The organism is Streptomyces pyxinicus, from assembly GCF_024753135.1.
In the GTDB taxonomy this organism is placed as follows: Bacteria; Actinomycetota; Actinomycetes; order Streptomycetales; family Streptomycetaceae; genus Streptomyces; species Streptomyces pyxinicus.
Genome location: NZ_JANUGP010000009.1, coordinates 134,656 through 148,250, shown reverse-complemented (window position 1 = coordinate 148,250; position 13,595 = coordinate 134,656). Strand labels below are relative to the sequence as shown.

General features: G+C 71.4%; 16 protein-coding genes, 1 tRNA gene and 1 riboswitch. Of the genes, 7 read left to right on the top strand and 10 right to left on the bottom strand.

Annotated elements, in window-relative coordinates; all coding sequences use genetic code 11:
• The first annotated feature begins 161 nt into the window (after positions 1-161).
• From NX794_RS14835 to NX794_RS14825, 3 genes are all read left to right on the top strand, one after another.
• Positions 162-395, top strand: coding sequence for a PTS sugar transporter subunit IIB (locus NX794_RS14835; protein ID WP_258778987.1), 234 nt, complete (start codon positions 162-164; stop codon positions 393-395).
• A gap of 98 nt (positions 396-493) precedes the next feature.
• Complete coding sequence (rph, locus tag NX794_RS14830; protein ID WP_258778986.1) at positions 494-1,234, top strand: ribonuclease PH; 741 nt, start codon at positions 494-496, stop codon at positions 1,232-1,234.
• Positions 1,235-1,386: 152 nt separating this feature from the next.
• Positions 1,387-1,788, top strand: coding sequence for a prefoldin domain-containing protein (locus NX794_RS14825; protein ID WP_258778985.1), 402 nt, complete (start codon positions 1,387-1,389; stop codon positions 1,786-1,788).
• Positions 1,789-1,797: 9 nt separating this feature from the next.
• On the opposite strand, the gene NX794_RS14820 is transcribed toward NX794_RS14825, so the two are convergent.
• The 4 genes from NX794_RS14820 to NX794_RS14805 form a co-directional block, all read right to left on the bottom strand.
• Positions 1,798-2,493 (bottom strand): DUF1707 SHOCT-like domain-containing protein, encoded by a 696-nt coding sequence (locus NX794_RS14820; protein ID WP_258778984.1) that lies wholly within the window; start codon positions 2,491-2,493, stop codon positions 1,798-1,800.
• A gap of 9 nt (positions 2,494-2,502) precedes the next feature.
• The gene (locus NX794_RS14815) at positions 2,503-3,471 is read right to left on the bottom strand and encodes an ABC transporter ATP-binding protein (protein WP_258778983.1); all 969 of its coding nucleotides are present in this window, start codon (positions 3,469-3,471) and stop codon (positions 2,503-2,505) included.
• Positions 3,472-3,586: 115 nt separating this feature from the next.
• Positions 3,587-3,997: a RidA family protein gene (locus tag NX794_RS14810; RefSeq protein WP_258778982.1), complete on the bottom strand. Its 411-nt coding sequence runs from the start codon at positions 3,995-3,997 to the stop codon at positions 3,587-3,589.
• A 456-nt stretch (positions 3,998-4,453) separates the two neighbouring features.
• Positions 4,454-4,594, bottom strand: coding sequence for a hypothetical protein (locus NX794_RS14805; RefSeq protein ID WP_258778981.1), 141 nt, complete (start codon positions 4,592-4,594; stop codon positions 4,454-4,456).
• A 70-nt stretch (positions 4,595-4,664) separates the two neighbouring features.
• Between NX794_RS14805 and NX794_RS14800 the strand changes: the two genes are divergently transcribed.
• Entirely contained in the window at positions 4,665-5,762 is a 1,098-nt protein-coding gene (locus NX794_RS14800) for an alpha/beta hydrolase family protein (RefSeq protein ID WP_258778980.1), read from the top strand.
• 73 nt (positions 5,763-5,835) lie between these two features.
• Here NX794_RS14800 and NX794_RS14795 read toward each other — a convergent pair whose 3' ends face one another.
• Together NX794_RS14795 and NX794_RS14790 are read right to left on the bottom strand one after the other, a co-directional pair.
• Positions 5,836-6,612 carry an ABC transporter permease gene (locus NX794_RS14795; protein WP_258779111.1) on the bottom strand — a complete coding sequence of 259 codons (777 nt, stop codon included), beginning with the start codon at positions 6,610-6,612 and terminating at the stop codon, positions 5,836-5,838.
• A 37-nt stretch (positions 6,613-6,649) separates the two neighbouring features.
• Positions 6,650-7,450, bottom strand: a complete 801-nt coding sequence (locus NX794_RS14790) for an ABC transporter permease (RefSeq protein WP_258778979.1) — start codon at positions 7,448-7,450, stop codon at positions 6,650-6,652.
• 747 nt (positions 7,451-8,197) lie between these two features.
• Here NX794_RS14790 and NX794_RS14785 point away from each other — a divergent pair.
• Complete coding sequence (locus tag NX794_RS14785; RefSeq protein ID WP_258779110.1) at positions 8,198-10,966, top strand: transglycosylase domain-containing protein; 2,769 nt, start codon at positions 8,198-8,200, stop codon at positions 10,964-10,966.
• Positions 10,967-11,006: 40 nt separating this feature from the next.
• On the opposite strand, the gene NX794_RS14780 is transcribed toward NX794_RS14785, so the two are convergent.
• The 3 genes from NX794_RS14780 to NX794_RS14770 all read right to left on the bottom strand — a co-directional run bounded on the left by NX794_RS14780 (position 11,007) and on the right by NX794_RS14770 (position 12,226).
• Positions 11,007-11,327, bottom strand: a complete 321-nt coding sequence (locus NX794_RS14780; RefSeq protein WP_258778978.1) for a DMT family transporter — start codon at positions 11,325-11,327, stop codon at positions 11,007-11,009.
• 44 nt (positions 11,328-11,371) lie between these two features.
• Positions 11,372-11,433, bottom strand: a riboswitch (guanidine-III (ykkC-III) riboswitch).
• Between the two features lie 60 nt (positions 11,434-11,493).
• The gene (locus NX794_RS14775) at positions 11,494-11,853 is read right to left on the bottom strand and encodes a GroES family chaperonin (protein ID WP_190013464.1); all 360 of its coding nucleotides are present in this window, start codon (positions 11,851-11,853) and stop codon (positions 11,494-11,496) included.
• 43 nt (positions 11,854-11,896) lie between these two features.
• Positions 11,897-12,226, bottom strand: coding sequence for a DUF3618 domain-containing protein (locus tag NX794_RS14770; RefSeq protein ID WP_258778977.1), 330 nt, complete (start codon positions 12,224-12,226; stop codon positions 11,897-11,899).
• A 93-nt stretch (positions 12,227-12,319) separates the two neighbouring features.
• Here NX794_RS14770 and bcp point away from each other — a divergent pair, with 93 nt between their 5' ends.
• Together bcp and NX794_RS14760 are read left to right on the top strand one after the other, a co-directional pair.
• Positions 12,320-12,787, top strand: a complete 468-nt coding sequence (gene bcp / locus NX794_RS14765; protein WP_258778976.1) for a thioredoxin-dependent thiol peroxidase — start codon at positions 12,320-12,322, stop codon at positions 12,785-12,787.
• A 39-nt stretch (positions 12,788-12,826) separates the two neighbouring features.
• A tRNA-Leu gene (locus NX794_RS14760) sits at positions 12,827-12,913 on the top strand.
• 28 nt (positions 12,914-12,941) lie between these two features.
• On the opposite strand, the gene rdgB is transcribed toward NX794_RS14760, so the two are convergent.
• Positions 12,942-13,544, bottom strand: coding sequence for an RdgB/HAM1 family non-canonical purine NTP pyrophosphatase (gene rdgB, locus NX794_RS14755; RefSeq protein WP_258778975.1), 603 nt, complete (start codon positions 13,542-13,544; stop codon positions 12,942-12,944).
• Between the last annotated feature and the right edge of the window lie 51 nt (positions 13,545-13,595).

The window sequence follows — 13,595 nt, the reverse complement described above, 5'->3', positions numbered from 1 at the left end:
CGGGACGCGGTTTGGCGACCGTCCGCGCAGTGGTGTAGACCAGCCTCGGACGGTTCCGCTGTCGTGATCGCCATCATTCGGCACGGACGGCACAACCGCTCGCGAAGATGGGCCAACTGTGGGTTACTGCGACAAAGCGGTTCGGATCAGGGAGAAGGAACATGGCCACCAAGGCTGAGAAGATCGTCGCCGGGCTCGGCGGCATCGACAACATCGACGAGGTCGAGGGCTGCATCACCCGGCTGCGGACCGAGGTGAACGACCCCTCCCTGGTCGACGAGACCGCGCTGAAGGCCGCCGGCGCCCACGGCGTCGTCAGGATGGGTACCGCCATCCAGGTCGTCATCGGCACCGACGCGGACCCGATCGCCGCGGAGATCGAAGACATGATGTGAGCCCGCCGGGCCTCCCCGCGAGGCCCCCGGTTCACCCGCGAGGGGCTCTTCCCACCGAGGGAGGAGCCCCTCGCCCCGCTCCGGATAGGCTCGGGGCCATGTCTCGCATCGACGGCCGTACCCCCGATCAGCTCCGCCCCGTCACCATCGAACGCGGCTGGAGCAAGCACGCCGAGGGCTCCGTCCTCGTCTCCTTCGGCGACACCAAGGTCTTCTGCACCGCCTCGGTCACCGAAGGCGTCCCGCGCTGGCGCAAGGGCAGCGGCGAGGGCTGGGTCACCGCCGAGTACGCCATGCTGCCGCGCGCCACCAACACCCGCGGCGACCGCGAGTCCGTCAAGGGCCGGATCGGCGGCCGCACCCACGAGATCTCCCGGCTCATCGGCCGTTCCCTGCGCGCCGTCATCGACTACAAGGCGCTCGGCGAGAACACCATCGTCCTCGACTGCGACGTCCTCCAGGCCGACGGCGGCACCCGCACCGCCGCCATCACCGGCGCGTACGTCGCCCTCGCCGACGCCGTCGCCTGGGCACAGGGCCGGAAGCTGATCAAGGCCGGCCGCCAGCCGCTCACCGGCACCGTCTCCGCCGTCTCCGTCGGCATCGTCGGCGGCGTCCCGCTGCTCGACCTCTGCTACGAGGAGGACGTGCGCGCCGAGACCGACATGAACGTCGTCTGCACCGGCGACGGCCGCTTCGTCGAGGTCCAGGGCACCGCCGAGGCCGAGCCGTTCGCCCGCGCCGAACTCGACGCCCTGCTCGACCTCGCCGTCACGGGTTGCACCGAACTCGCCGGACTCCAGCGGGCCGCGCTGGAGGCCACCCGCACGGAGGGCTGACGTCACAGCGCCGGGACGGTAAAGGGACGGCCAAGAAACCGTCCCCGCGCGGGCAACCCCGCCACCCCCGGACGGCGTCCTACGGGTACGGGCGCCCGGTCCAGCCGACCGGTGCGCCCGGCCAGCCGTACCAGGGGAGGGAACCCGCCATCATGGCCGCCAGCCGACGACGCCGTGGCGTCACCAGCATCGCCGCCGCCGTGGCCGCCGCCGCACTCACCGTCGGTCTCACCACCGGCTGCGACGCCGTGGACAAGGCGCTCGACTGCGTCACCACCGCCGACGCCATAGCCGACAGCGTCACCGACCTCCAGCAGGCCGTGGAGAACGCCGCGAACGATCCGGGGCAGGCCGACGCCTCCCTCGACGCCATCGAGAAGAACCTGCGGAAGATCGGCGACCGGACGGACGACACCGACGTCAACAAGGCGGTCGACAGCCTGGGCAAGGCCGTCGACCACGTGCGCTCCGCGATCAAGGACGGGGACAGCACGCCGGACGTCGGCCCGGTCACGGACGCGGCGGGGGAACTGACGAAGGTGTGCACGGCGTAGGGACCGCGCTCACCCCTCTCCCTCCTGCTCGCGCCGCTCCAGCTTCTCCAGGCGCCGCTGCTCCTTCAGGCGGCGGCGTTCGGCGCGGGTCACCTTGCGCTCCACGCCGACCCCGCCCCAGAAGGCGAAGCCGGTGATCACCACTCGGGGGGCGCCGGGATCGGGCGGGGTGCCGTCGTCACGGGGGTGCTCGAAACCGCCCATGACGCCGATGCCGCGCACGACGACCTCGACGCCCGGCTCCACGGTCACCTGCACCCCGCCCATCACGGCCACGCAGTTGATGACGACCTCGCGGTCCGCGAAGTTCGCCTCGCGCAGGTCGATCTCACCACCGCCCATGAAGGCGAAGCACGAGAACCGCCTCGGCACCGTCCAGCGGCCCCGGCGCTCGAACCCCGACAGGATCGCGACCCCGCCCGTCGAGGAACCCTCGCCCCCGACGATCCGGTCCGCCCAAGGGCCGCTCACCGCAGGCGACTTGGTGAAGGACACCGGCATCGGGGCCACCGCGCCGCCGGCCGGCAGATCGCGGGTGAGCGGGGTCAGTTCGCCGTACGTGCGTGCCGTGTACGCCGTCTCCAGCCGCTCCTCGAACTCCGCCATGTCGAGCCGGCCCTCGGCCAGCGCGTCCCGCAGCACCTCGGCCACCCGCTCCCGGTCGGCATCGGAGGCGCGCAGGTCCGGACTCGCGTCGTCGGTCATGGCAGCAGCCTACGAGACGGCCTTCTCCGCGTACATCTTGGCGATGACGGCCTCGATGTCCGGTTCCCGCACCGACAGGTCCACCAGCGGGTACTCCGCCGCCAGCCGCGCGACCAGCGGCGCCGCCGACCGGCCCGCCGGGAACGCCAGCCACTGCCGGGGCCCCTCCACCCGCACCACCCGCGCCGACTCCACCTCGACGGGCGGTAGTTCCCGCTCCAGGTCCACCACCAGGGTGCGCTCGCTCTCCCCGGCCTCGTGCAGCCCGGCGAGCGGGCCGTCGTACATCAGGCGCCCGTGGTCGATCACCATCACCCGGGAGCACAACTGCTCGATGTCCTGGAGATCGTGCGTGGTCAGCAGCACGGTAGTACCCCGCTCGGCGTTCAACTCTCTCAAAAACCCCCGCACCTTGGCCTTCGAGACGACATCCAGTCCGATGGTCGGCTCGTCCAGGTACAGCACCTCCGGGTCGTGCAGCAGCGCCGCCGCGATGTCCCCGCGCATCCGCTGCCCCAGCGACAGCTGCCGCACCGGCACGTCCAACAGGTCGCCCAGCTCCAGCAGTTCCACCAGCCGGTCCAGGTTCTCGCGGTACCGGGCGTCCGGGATGCGGTACATGCGGTGCGCGAGCCGGTAGGAGTCGATCAGCGGCAGGTCCCACCACAGCGTGGTCCGCTGCCCGAACACCACCCCGATCCGGTGCGCCAGCAGCCGCCGCTCCCGGGACGGGTCGATCCCGGCCACCCGCAGCCGGCCCGCGCTCGGCGTCAGGATGCCGGTCAGCATCTTGATCGTGGTCGACTTCCCGGCACCATTCGGCCCGATGTAGCCGACCATCTCACCCCGCGCCACCGCGAACGAGATCCCGTCCACCGCCCGCACCGCACGCCGCTCCCGCTTCAGAAACCCCGCTTTCTTCCGCACCTCGAAGACCTTCTCGACACCCTGAAGCGCGATGAAACCGTCGTCCGTCATCCCCAGCTCCCTGTAGCTCCCTGTACTCCGATACGACCGAAGCCCCGCCCGCCAGGCCGATCCGGCGAGCGCGGTGCGGAGACGTGACGTGACCCGGCCGGGATGGCCCGTCGGCTCAGGAGTCGAGCACGGCGGCGATGGCTTCGATCTCTACGAGCTGGCCGTCATAGCCGAGCACGGTGACGCCCATCAATGTGCTGGGCACGTCGTGGTCACCGAACGCGTCCCGGACGACCTCCCACGCCGTCACCAGGTCCTCCCGCCGGTGAGAGGCAACGAGAACACGGGTGCTGATGACATCGTGCAGTGAAGCGCCCGAGTCCGTCAGAGCGGTCCGCATGTTCTCCACAGCTCTGGCCGCCTGTCCCGCGACGTCCCCGATCGCCGCAGTGGAGCCATCGTCATTCAGGGGACATGCTCCGGCCAGGAAGATCAGCCGCGACTCGGCCGGGGCCGTGGCCGCGTAGGCGTACTCCGCGACATCGGACAGCGAGGCAGAGCGAATCAATGTGACAGCACGCGGCACGATCTTCCTTTCGCAGCAGTTCCAGGGCACTCAGGACCTTCTCAAAGGTCGACTCCGCGGGCGACACAATTTCCTGGCCCGTCGACTTCCGTGAGACGTCCCCCTCAGGCGGCGTCCGCCGGATCCGGCTCAGGTCGGTGTGGCTCAGGGTCGCCAACCAGGCGGCCGGCTCTACGGTCGGATCGCCCTGGGGGCCGATGAGTAAGCCGCGCTCTCCGAGCGGGAGGGCCCGCGCCGCCGGGAACCTGCCTGGCCGCCTGGCGGTGCCGCGCCGTGCACTGGCGTGCCCTGGCACGCCGCGCGTGACCGCTGACCGGTCCTGTCCCTGCCCGAGCCTGGGGGCACGGGCGAACGGACCATGCTTCGTGACAACGGTCGAGTGACAAACGTCAGCGAAAGCGATGAGTGATCACAGCAGTTCGGCGGCCTGTGATTCATAGCCTTCCTCATGTGCCCTCACGCACCACGCGCACGACCCGCGAAGGAGAGCGTCATGCCGCAGTTGGCCTCGTCCGAGTCGAACAGCACCGGCGGCACCAGCAGGCCGGTGGGAATCAGCAGGAGACGGATGGTGACCGCGGGCGCTGCGTTCGCCATGGTGGTCGTAGCACCCGCGGTCGATGGATCTTCCGCCGTTGCCGCGTCGCCCCGCCGCACGCCAGGCCAGGTGCAGCCGCCCGTACGGCTCGCCCTCCCGCGCCCGACCGGTCCCCATGCCCTCGGCACCGTGGCGCTGCACCTGCGGGACCGCAGCCGCCGGGACCCCTGGGTGGCCGCGCGGCCGGTACGGGAGCTGATGGTCCAGCTCTGGTATCCCGCGCGCCCCGTCGCCGGTCTGCCCAGGGCGCCCTGGATGAGCGCGAACGCCGCCAGGGTCTTCCAGCAGACGGGCTATCTCCCCTCCCCGTACGCCACGCTGCCGAACACCCATGCCTGTCTCGGAGCACCGCCGGACCCGCTCGGGGGACGGCGTCCGGTCATCCTCTACTCCCACGGGCACGGCCAGCACCGCGGTTCCAGCACCGCGCTGATCGAAGACCTGGGCAGTCACGGCTACATCGTGGCCGCCATCGACCACACCTATGACGCCGGGCAGGTCGAGTTCCCGGATGGCCGCGTCGAGAAGTACGCGATGCCTCCCCTCACCGGGGACGACGACGCGACGATCCTCAAGGCGGTCGACGTGCGGGTGGCCGACACGCACTTCGTACTGGAGGAACTGGCACGGTGCGCACACGGGCACCACCACCCACTTCCGCACGCCCTCGCCGCCCTGCTCGACCTGTCCAGGACCGCCATGTTCGGCCACTCCCTGGGTGGCGCCACCGCAGCCTCGGCGATGGCGGCCGGGGCGCCGATCGCGGCGGGCGCGAATCTCGACGGCAGTCTCTTCGGCCCGGTCGTGACCGGGGGATTGCGCAAGCCCTTCCTCCTGATGAGCGAGGACGCGGACAACAAACCGAGCTGGCCCGAAATCTGGCCCCGACTGCGCGGGTGGCGCCGCTGGCTCCGGCTGACCGGTACCCGGCACTTCTCTTACACGGACTACGAGTCGTTCATGCCGCAGGTCGCCGCGCGACTGGGAGCAACCGACGAACAACTGGTCGAGTTCACAGGCCCGCTCGACGCGACCCGAGCCCTGGCCATCCAGCGGCGCTTCCTCCTCGCCTACTTCGACCTCCACCTGCACAACCGCCGCACCCGGATACTCGACGGACCGTCGCCCAGGTATCCAGAGGTGCGTTTCATCGACGGGACCGCCTGAAGCGCGGCCGGGTCACCGAGTGGACGAAGCCCTCACCAGCCGGCCGCGTCACCAACCTGCCGGGACAACACACCTAGCTCCCCGTACTCCGATACGACCGAAGCCCCGCCCGCCAAGCCAGCCCCGCCAGCGCGCAGCAGCCCACCGCCACCAGCGGCGGCGTGAACGCCAGCCAGTCGGGGAGGTCCAGTGGGTAGGGCCGGCCCAGGATCCAGGACGCGGGCAGCCAGTTGACGAAGGCCAGGGGCAGTACGAAGGTCACCCCGCGGACCAGCTCCTTCGCGAACACCGACGGCGGGTACTGGAGGAGGGTCGTACCGCCGTAGGTGAAGGCGTTCTGCACCTCCGCCGCGTCCTGCGCGAGGAACTGGAAGGCCGCGCCCGTGACGAACACCGCGCAGAAGATCCCGCAGCCGCTCAGCACCGCCACCGGCATCAGCAGCAGCTTCGGCAGCGTCCAGTCGACGTCGAGGCGGCTCACCGCCCAGCCGAGCACCAGCGCGCCCTGCGTCACCCGGCCCAGCCGGCGCAGCGCGAACTGGTCGGCGGCCACCTGCGCCAGCACCGGCGCGGGCCGCACCAGCAACGTGTCCAGCGTGCCGTCCCGCACCCGCCGGCCGAGCCGCTCCATCGAGCCGATCACCAGGTCGGCCAGCCCGAACGCGGTGCCGGACAGGCCGTACAGGAACGCCACCTCGGGCAGCGTCCAGCCGGCCAGCATGTCCACCCGGGAGAACATCAGCATGATCGCGACGAAGTCGAAGAAGGTCGCCGCGAAGTTCCCGAACGTGGTCATCGCGAACGAGGCGCGGTATGCCATCGTGGAGCGCACCCACATCCCGGCGATCATCAGATACGTCCGGACGCCCTCGCGCAGCCGCCCGCCCTCACCCACCCTGCACCACCACCCGCCGCGTCGCCGCCGACTGGAGCAGCCGCCCGGCGCCCAGCAGCAGCACCGCCCAGGCCCCCTGGAAGAGATACGTGCCGAACGGGTCCGCGTCGTCGAGCAGGATCTCGGCCGGCGCCTGGAGCAGCGCGGACCACGGCAGGGCGCGTACGACCTCGCCGAGCGCGCCCGGGAAGACGTTCAGCGGGAGCAGCATGCCCGAGCAGAAGTAGCCGGCGAGCCAGGAGATCTGCGTCACGCCCGTGCCGTCCAGCAGCCAGAACGCGCTGAGCGCCAGCAGGTACCGGATGCCGAAGCCGACCAGCATCGCCAGCAGGACGGCGACCAGGAAGGCCAGCCAGGTGCCGGCGTCGGCCGGCAGGTACACCGGGAAGCACAGGGCGCCGAAGACGAACGGCACCAGGCCCCGCCCGAGGAACTGGAAGAAGCCCCGGCCCAGGTCCGCCGCCAGCCACCACAGCTGCAGGTCGGCGGGGCGGTACAGGTCGATCGCGACGTCCCCCGTACGGATGCGTTCCATCAGCTCGCCCTCGACCCCGCCCCCGCCGATCGCGAGCGTGGACAGGAAGGCCTGCCCGAGCCACACGTAGGTCACGACCTGCGACTGGTCCCAGCCGCCGAGATGCGGCCGCTCGTCCCACAACGCCCGGTAGGTGGAGACCAGGATGAGCCCGAAGACGGTGTTCGTGAACACCCCTGCCGCAGTGGCGGCCCGATAGGTCGCGTACCGTCTGAATCCCCCTACTGCGACGGCCACGTACAACCGTCCCGCGCCCACGACAGTCGACCTCCTCGAACCGCTCGACACCGAAGCGCAGGAGCCTAGTGCGAAGGCCCGGCGGGCGGCCACGCGTTTTCCGTCGGAAGCGTGCCGGAATCCGGGAACGGAACGCCCGGTGCGAGAGTCTTCACTCGGGGGCGCAGATGGCGTACGAGGCGTACGGGAACGTACGACGCGAAACAGGAGTCCGTGCACGACATGAGCGACGAGCCGCAGCCGCAGCAGCCGAACGAAGGCGAGCCGCCGCAGAAGCCGCTGCCGGCTGAAGGACCCGGCACACCGGGGGCGAACCGGCCGGCCGGCCCGAAGAACCGGGCGACCGGCCGCCCCGGCGATCCCAAGGCCGCGCCGAACAAAGCCGCCGACCGGACGGGGACGGCAGGGACGAAGAACACCGGGGCGTCCGGAGCGTCCGGGGCGTCCGGGCCGGCCGAGGGTGCCGCGAAGGCGGCTCGGCCGGAGGGCGCTCGGACGGAGGACCGCGCCGCGGGCACCGGGAAGCCGGGCGCCGCTCAGGGGGCGGAGAAGCCCGGCGCCGGGAAGGCCGGCGCGGCCAAGGGGGCGGCCGGTGCTGCCGACGGCTCCGCTCAGGACCGTACGGCGTCCATCGCGCGGGCACGTCAGGCCGCCCGCACCGCCCACACCGGCGGCAAGGACGCGGCGCCCGCGAGCGCCGGCGACGCCGCTGCCCGGAAGTCGGAGGGCGCCGACTCCGAGAAGACCCGGCCCGCCGAGAGCACCCAGGTGCTGCGCCGGATCACCCCGCCCCGGACGCCGCAGTCGTCGTCCCCGGCCGAGGGCACCGGCAAGGCGGCCGGGACGGGCGCGCCCGAGACCACGCAGGTGCTGCGGCGCGTGAACGCACCCCGCGCCGGTGAGAGCGCCACGGGATCCCCCGCGACGGGAGCCGGCCGTACGCCGCGCACCCCGGCCCCCCGCCAGGGCGACGACGACCGCACCACCCGGATCCCCGGCGCCGCGGGAGCCGGAGCCGCGGCCGCGGCCGGCGGCCCCCGGGGACGTACCGCCTCCGCGACCGGCACGGGGCCCGCGATCGGCGCCGAGGCCGAGACCACCGCACTCGCCGCCACCGCCACCGAAGCCGCCGCACCCGCCTCCGGCGAGAAGGGCGAGAAAGACGGGAAGGGCAAGAAGGGCAAGCGGCCCAAGCGCACCGGATGGCGGCGGATCTTCCCCACCTGGCGCATGGTGCTCGGCACCTTCGTCGTCGGCATACTCCTGCTGATCGGCCTGTTCTTCCTCGGCTACTCGCTGGTGAACATCCCGCCGGCCAACGCGCTCGCGATGAAGCAGGGCAACGTCTACCTCTACGCCGACGGCTCCCAGCTCGCCCGCGACGGCGACATCAACCGCGAGAACGTCAACCTCTCCCAGGTCTCCAAGGCCGCCCAGCACGCCGTACTCGCCGCCGAGGACCGCGACTTCTACACCGAGTCCGCCGTCGACCCGAAGGCGATGCTCCGCGCCGGGTGGAACACCGCCACCGGCAAGGGCAAGCAGTCCGGCTCCACGATCACCCAGCAGTACGTGAAGAACTACTACCTGGCCCAGGAACAGACGGTCACCCGCAAGGCCAAGGAGTTCTTCATCTCGATCAAGCTGGACCAGCAGAAGTCGAAGAGCGAGATCCTGGGGGGCTACCTCAACACGAGCTACTTCGGCCGCAACGCCTACGGCATCCAGGCCGCCGCCCAGGCCTACTACGGCCGCGACGCCGACGACCTCGACCCGGCCCGCGCCGCCTACCTCGCCGCGCTCGTCAACGCGCCCAGCGAGTACGACGTCGTCGCCCACCCCGAGAACAAGAACGCCGCACTCGCCCGCTGGAACTACGTGCTGGACGGCATGGTCAGCAAGGGCTGGCTCGCCCAGTCCGAGCGGACCGGTCTGAAGTTCCCCATGCCGAAGGAGCAGACGGTCTCCACCGGCCTGTCCGGTCAGCGCGGCTATCTCGTCGAGGCGGTCAAGCACTACCTGATCAGCAACAAGATCATCACGGCCGACCAGCTGGAGGCGGGCGGCTACCGGATCACCACCACCATCCGGAAGCCCCGGCAGGACGCCTTCGTCAAGGCGGTCAATGACCAGCTGATCTCCAAGCTGGACAAGAAGAACCGCAAGGCCGACAGCTACGTCCGCGCGGGCGGCGCCTCCGTCGACCCGAAGACCGGCGAGGTCGTCGCGATGTACGGCGGCATCGACTACGTCAAGCAGTACACCAACGGCGCGACCCGGGGTGACTTCCAGGTCGGCTCGACGTTCAAGCCCTTCGTGTTCACCTCGGCGGTGCAGAACGGCTCGACCACCCAGGACGGCCGCACCATCACCCCGAACACGGTGTACGACGGCACCAACACCCGTCCCGTGCAGGGCTGGAGCGGCGGCGCGTACGCCCCGGAGAACGAGGACCAGAAGTCGTACGGCCAGATCACCGTCACCAAGGCCACCGACCTGTCGGTGAACTCGGTGTACGCGCAGATGGCCGTCGACGTCGGCCCCGCCAAGGTCAAGCAGACCGCGGTCGACCTCGGCATCCCCGAGGACACCAAGGACCTCCAGCCGTACCCGTCCATCGCCCTCGGCACCGCCAACGCCAGCGTGCTGGACATGGCGGAGGCCTACGCGACGCTCGCCAACCACGGCAAGCACGGCACGTACACGATGATCAAGAAGATCACCAAGGACAACACGGACGACGTCGAGCTGCCCGACCGTGGGGTCAAGCAGGCCGTCAGCCGGGAGGCCGCCGACACCACCACGTCGATCCTGCGCAGCGTCGTCGACAACGGCACCGCCACCGCCGCCCAGGCCGCGGGCCGTCCGGCGGCCGGCAAGACCGGCACCGCCGAGAACGACACCGCCGCCTGGTTCGCCGGCTACACCCCGGACCTGGCCACGGTCGTCTCCGTCATGGGCCAGGACCCGGTCACGGCCGGCCACAAGCCGCTGTACGGCGCCCTCGGGCAGGCGCGGATGAACGGCGGTGGCCCGCCGACCCAGATCTGGGCCCAGTACACGCGCGGCGCGCTCAAGGGCAAGCCGGTCGCGGACTTCGACCTCCAGCTGCAGCAGGGCGCCGACAAGATCCAGCAGCCCCCGGCCTCCGGCACGACCGAGCCCGGCACGGGTGGCCAGGACGGCGGCACCGCCACCGCCACCGGCGGCGGCCAGAACGACGGCGGCGCCACCAGCACGCCCACCGACGGCGGCGCGGCCACCGGCACTCCCGGCGACGCCGGCGGTGCGGCGGACGGCGGCGGTGCCGCGGACGGCGGCACCACGCCCACCGACGGCGGCGCCGCGGGCGGTGCCGTCGACGGCGGCGGAGCGGCCGACGGCGGCGGTGCGGCGGACGGGGGTGCGAACGGCGGCGGCGCGAACGATGGCGGCGCGAACGCCGGCGGCGCCGACGGCGGTGCCGCGGACGGCGGCGGCCTCCCCGGCGGCGGCGTCGGCGGCACGCAGCTCACCGGCCGGCGCCCCGTGCAGTAGCCGTAGGAAGCAGGACGCCCGCGCGGGAGGACGCGGGACGTCAGTGCCCGCTGGTCGCCTTCAGCCCCACCACGGCGACCAGCAGCAGGCACACGAAGAACACCCGGGCGGCGGTGACCGGCTCACCCAGCACCAGCATGCCGAGCACCGCCGCCCCGGCCGCCCCGATGCCCACCCAGACGCCGTAGGCGGTACCGATGGGCAGGGTCTTCGCGGCGTACGACAGCAGCAGCATGCTGGCGACGATGCCGGCGCCGGTGAGCAGACTGGGGACGGGGCGGGTGAAACCCTCGCTGTACTTCATCCCGACCGACCAGCCGACTTCCAGCAGTCCGGCGACGATCAGCAGAACCCAGGCCATGACAGGCACCTCCGAGACGTGACGGCTCTTCTCCGGTCTTCTCCGGTGCGTCGTCTTTGCCTGCGTCCCGGTACGGCGCGTCTCGTCGGGCTTCCTTCCGAACATAGCAACAAGCGCGCGAGAGGGGCCGGTGACGATCGTCACCGGCCCCTCTCTGCCTACAGGTCTACAAGTACAGGCCCGTGGAGTCCTCCGACCCCTCGAAGCGGTCCGCCGCCACGGCGTGCAGGTCGCGTTCCCGCATGAGCACGTACGCCACGCCCCGCACCTCGACCTCGGCCCGGTCCTCCGGGTCGAACAGGACGCGGTCGCCCGGTTCCACGGTCCGTACGTTCTGGCCGACGGCGACGACCTCGGCCCAGGCCAGCCGCCGCCCGACCGCCGCGGTGGCGGGGATCAGGATGCCCCCGCCCGACCGCCGCTCGCCCTCGCCCGTCTCCTGCTTGACCAGCACACGGTCGTGCAGCATCCGGATGGGGAGCTTGTCGTGGTGGGGGGTGCTGTGCTCGTTTCTCTTGGCGCTCACGCCCTGAACCTACCTGTCCTCGCCCGGCCCGTGCCCGTCCGGGTCAGCCCTTGCGCCGCCTGCCGCCCACGGTGAGCAGCCCGACGACGCCGACGGCGAGCAGCGCGACCGGCACGACCCGCTCCAGCCGCAGCGCGCCCTCCTGGTTCACGAACTGCCCCCTGACCTCGGTCACCATCCGGTTGACCTGCACATACGCCCGGCCGACCGTGTGGTCGAGGTTGGCGACGACCTTCGCTCTGGCATCACCGACGATCGTCTTCGGGTGCACCCGCACCCCGATCTCGTCGAGCGTCTCGGCCAGCACCTCGCGGCGGCGCCTGATGTCCGCCTCGATCTGCGCCGGGGTTCTCGTGTCCGAGGTGTCCGCCACCGTACGGCCTCCGAAGTCTTGTGATGCTGTTCCGGACAGTCTGTCAGCTCATGGCCCCGCCGCACCGCAAGGCCCCCCGGTTACGCTGGCCCGATGAGCGAGCGACTCCAGCCGGGGGACGTGGCCCCCGCCTTCACCCTCCCCGACGCCGACGGCCACGAGGTGTCCCTGGCGGACCACAAGGGCCGCAAGGTCATCGTCTACTTCTACCCCGCCGCCCTTACCCCGGGCTGCACCAAGCAGGCCTGCGACTTCACGGACAACCTCGACGTGCTGGCCGGCGCCGGCTACGACGTCATCGGCATCTCCCCGGACGAGCCGGAGAAGCTGGCGAAGTTCCGCGAGAAGGAGTCCCTGAAGGTCACGCTGCTGGCCGACCCGGACAAGAAGGTCACCGAGGCCTACGGCGCCTTCGGCGAGAAGAAGAACTACGGCAAGACCTACCTGGGCGTCATCCGCTCCACGATCGTCGTGGACGAGGAGGGCAACGTCGAGCGGGCGCTGTACAACGTCCGGGCGACCGGCCACGTGGCCAAGATCATCAAGGATCTGGGCATCTGAACCCGCTGCCCGGCCGCTAGCATGGCCGGGCAGCACCAGGCGGCCGTGGTGGAATTGGCAGTCACGCTGGGTTTAGGTCCCAGTGGGGTAACTCCCGTGAGGGTTCGAGTCCCTCCGGCCGCACCAGAGTTCGACCCGTGGGCCCCGACCGGCTTCAGCCGAGCAGGTCCCGCACCACCGGCACCAGCGCCCGGAACGCCTTGCCCCGGTGGCTGATCGCGTTCTTCTCGGCGGGGCTCAGCTCCGCGCAGGTCCGGTCCTCGCCCTCCGGCTGGAGCACCGGGTCGTAGCCGAAGCCGTTCGTGCCGGCCGGGGCCTGCCGCAGGGTGCCGCGCAGCTGTCCCTCCACCACCCGCTCCGTGCCGTCCGGCAGCGCGAGCGCGGCGGCGCAGGCGAAGTGGGCGCCCCGGTGCTCGTCGGCGATGTCGGAGAGCTGGGCGAGCAGCAGGTCCAGGTTGGCCTGGTCGTCGCCGTGCCGGCCCGCCCAGCGGGCGGAGAAAATGCCCGGGGCGCCGTTCAGGACGTCCACGCACAGGCCCGAGTCGTCGGCGACGGCGGGCAGACCGGTGGCCTGGGCGAGAGCGTGCGCCTTGAGCAGGGCGTTCTCGGCGAAGGTGACACCGGTCTCCTTGACGTCGGGGACCTCAGGGAAGGCGTCGGCACCGACCAGCTCGTGCGCGAGACCGGCCTCGGCGAGGATCGCCCGCAGTTCGGTGAGCTTGCCGACGTTACGGGTGGCGAGGATCAAGCGAGTCATGCCCCCAGTATTCCTGCCGCCCGGTACTGTCCCGGCCGGCAGGTGCCGTCG

What these genes read in the sequence shown, in the direction of transcription:
- NX794_RS14835 (WP_258778987.1), top strand. Translation starts at nt 162, where the DNA reads ATGGCCACCAAGGCTGAGAAGATCGTCGCCGGGCTCGGCGGCATCGAC.
- rph (WP_258778986.1), top strand. Translation starts at nt 494, where the DNA reads ATGTCTCGCATCGACGGCCGTACCCCCGATCAGCTCCGCCCCGTCACC.
- NX794_RS14825 (WP_258778985.1), top strand. Translation starts at nt 1,387, where the DNA reads ATGGCCGCCAGCCGACGACGCCGTGGCGTCACCAGCATCGCCGCCGCC.
- NX794_RS14820 (WP_258778984.1), bottom strand. Translation starts at nt 2,493, where the DNA reads ATGACCGACGACGCGAGTCCGGACCTGCGCGCCTCCGATGCCGACCGG.
- NX794_RS14815 (WP_258778983.1), bottom strand. Translation starts at nt 3,471, where the DNA reads ATGACGGACGACGGTTTCATCGCGCTTCAGGGTGTCGAGAAGGTCTTC.
- NX794_RS14805 (WP_258778981.1), bottom strand. Translation starts at nt 4,594, where the DNA reads ATGGCGAACGCAGCGCCCGCGGTCACCATCCGTCTCCTGCTGATTCCC.
- NX794_RS14795 (WP_258779111.1), bottom strand. Translation starts at nt 6,612, where the DNA reads ATGATCGCCGGGATGTGGGTGCGCTCCACGATGGCATACCGCGCCTCG.
- NX794_RS14780 (WP_258778978.1), bottom strand. Translation starts at nt 11,327, where the DNA reads ATGGCCTGGGTTCTGCTGATCGTCGCCGGACTGCTGGAAGTCGGCTGG.
- bcp (WP_258778976.1), top strand. Translation starts at nt 12,320, where the DNA reads ATGAGCGAGCGACTCCAGCCGGGGGACGTGGCCCCCGCCTTCACCCTC.
- rdgB (WP_258778975.1), bottom strand. Translation starts at nt 13,544, where the DNA reads ATGACTCGCTTGATCCTCGCCACCCGTAACGTCGGCAAGCTCACCGAA.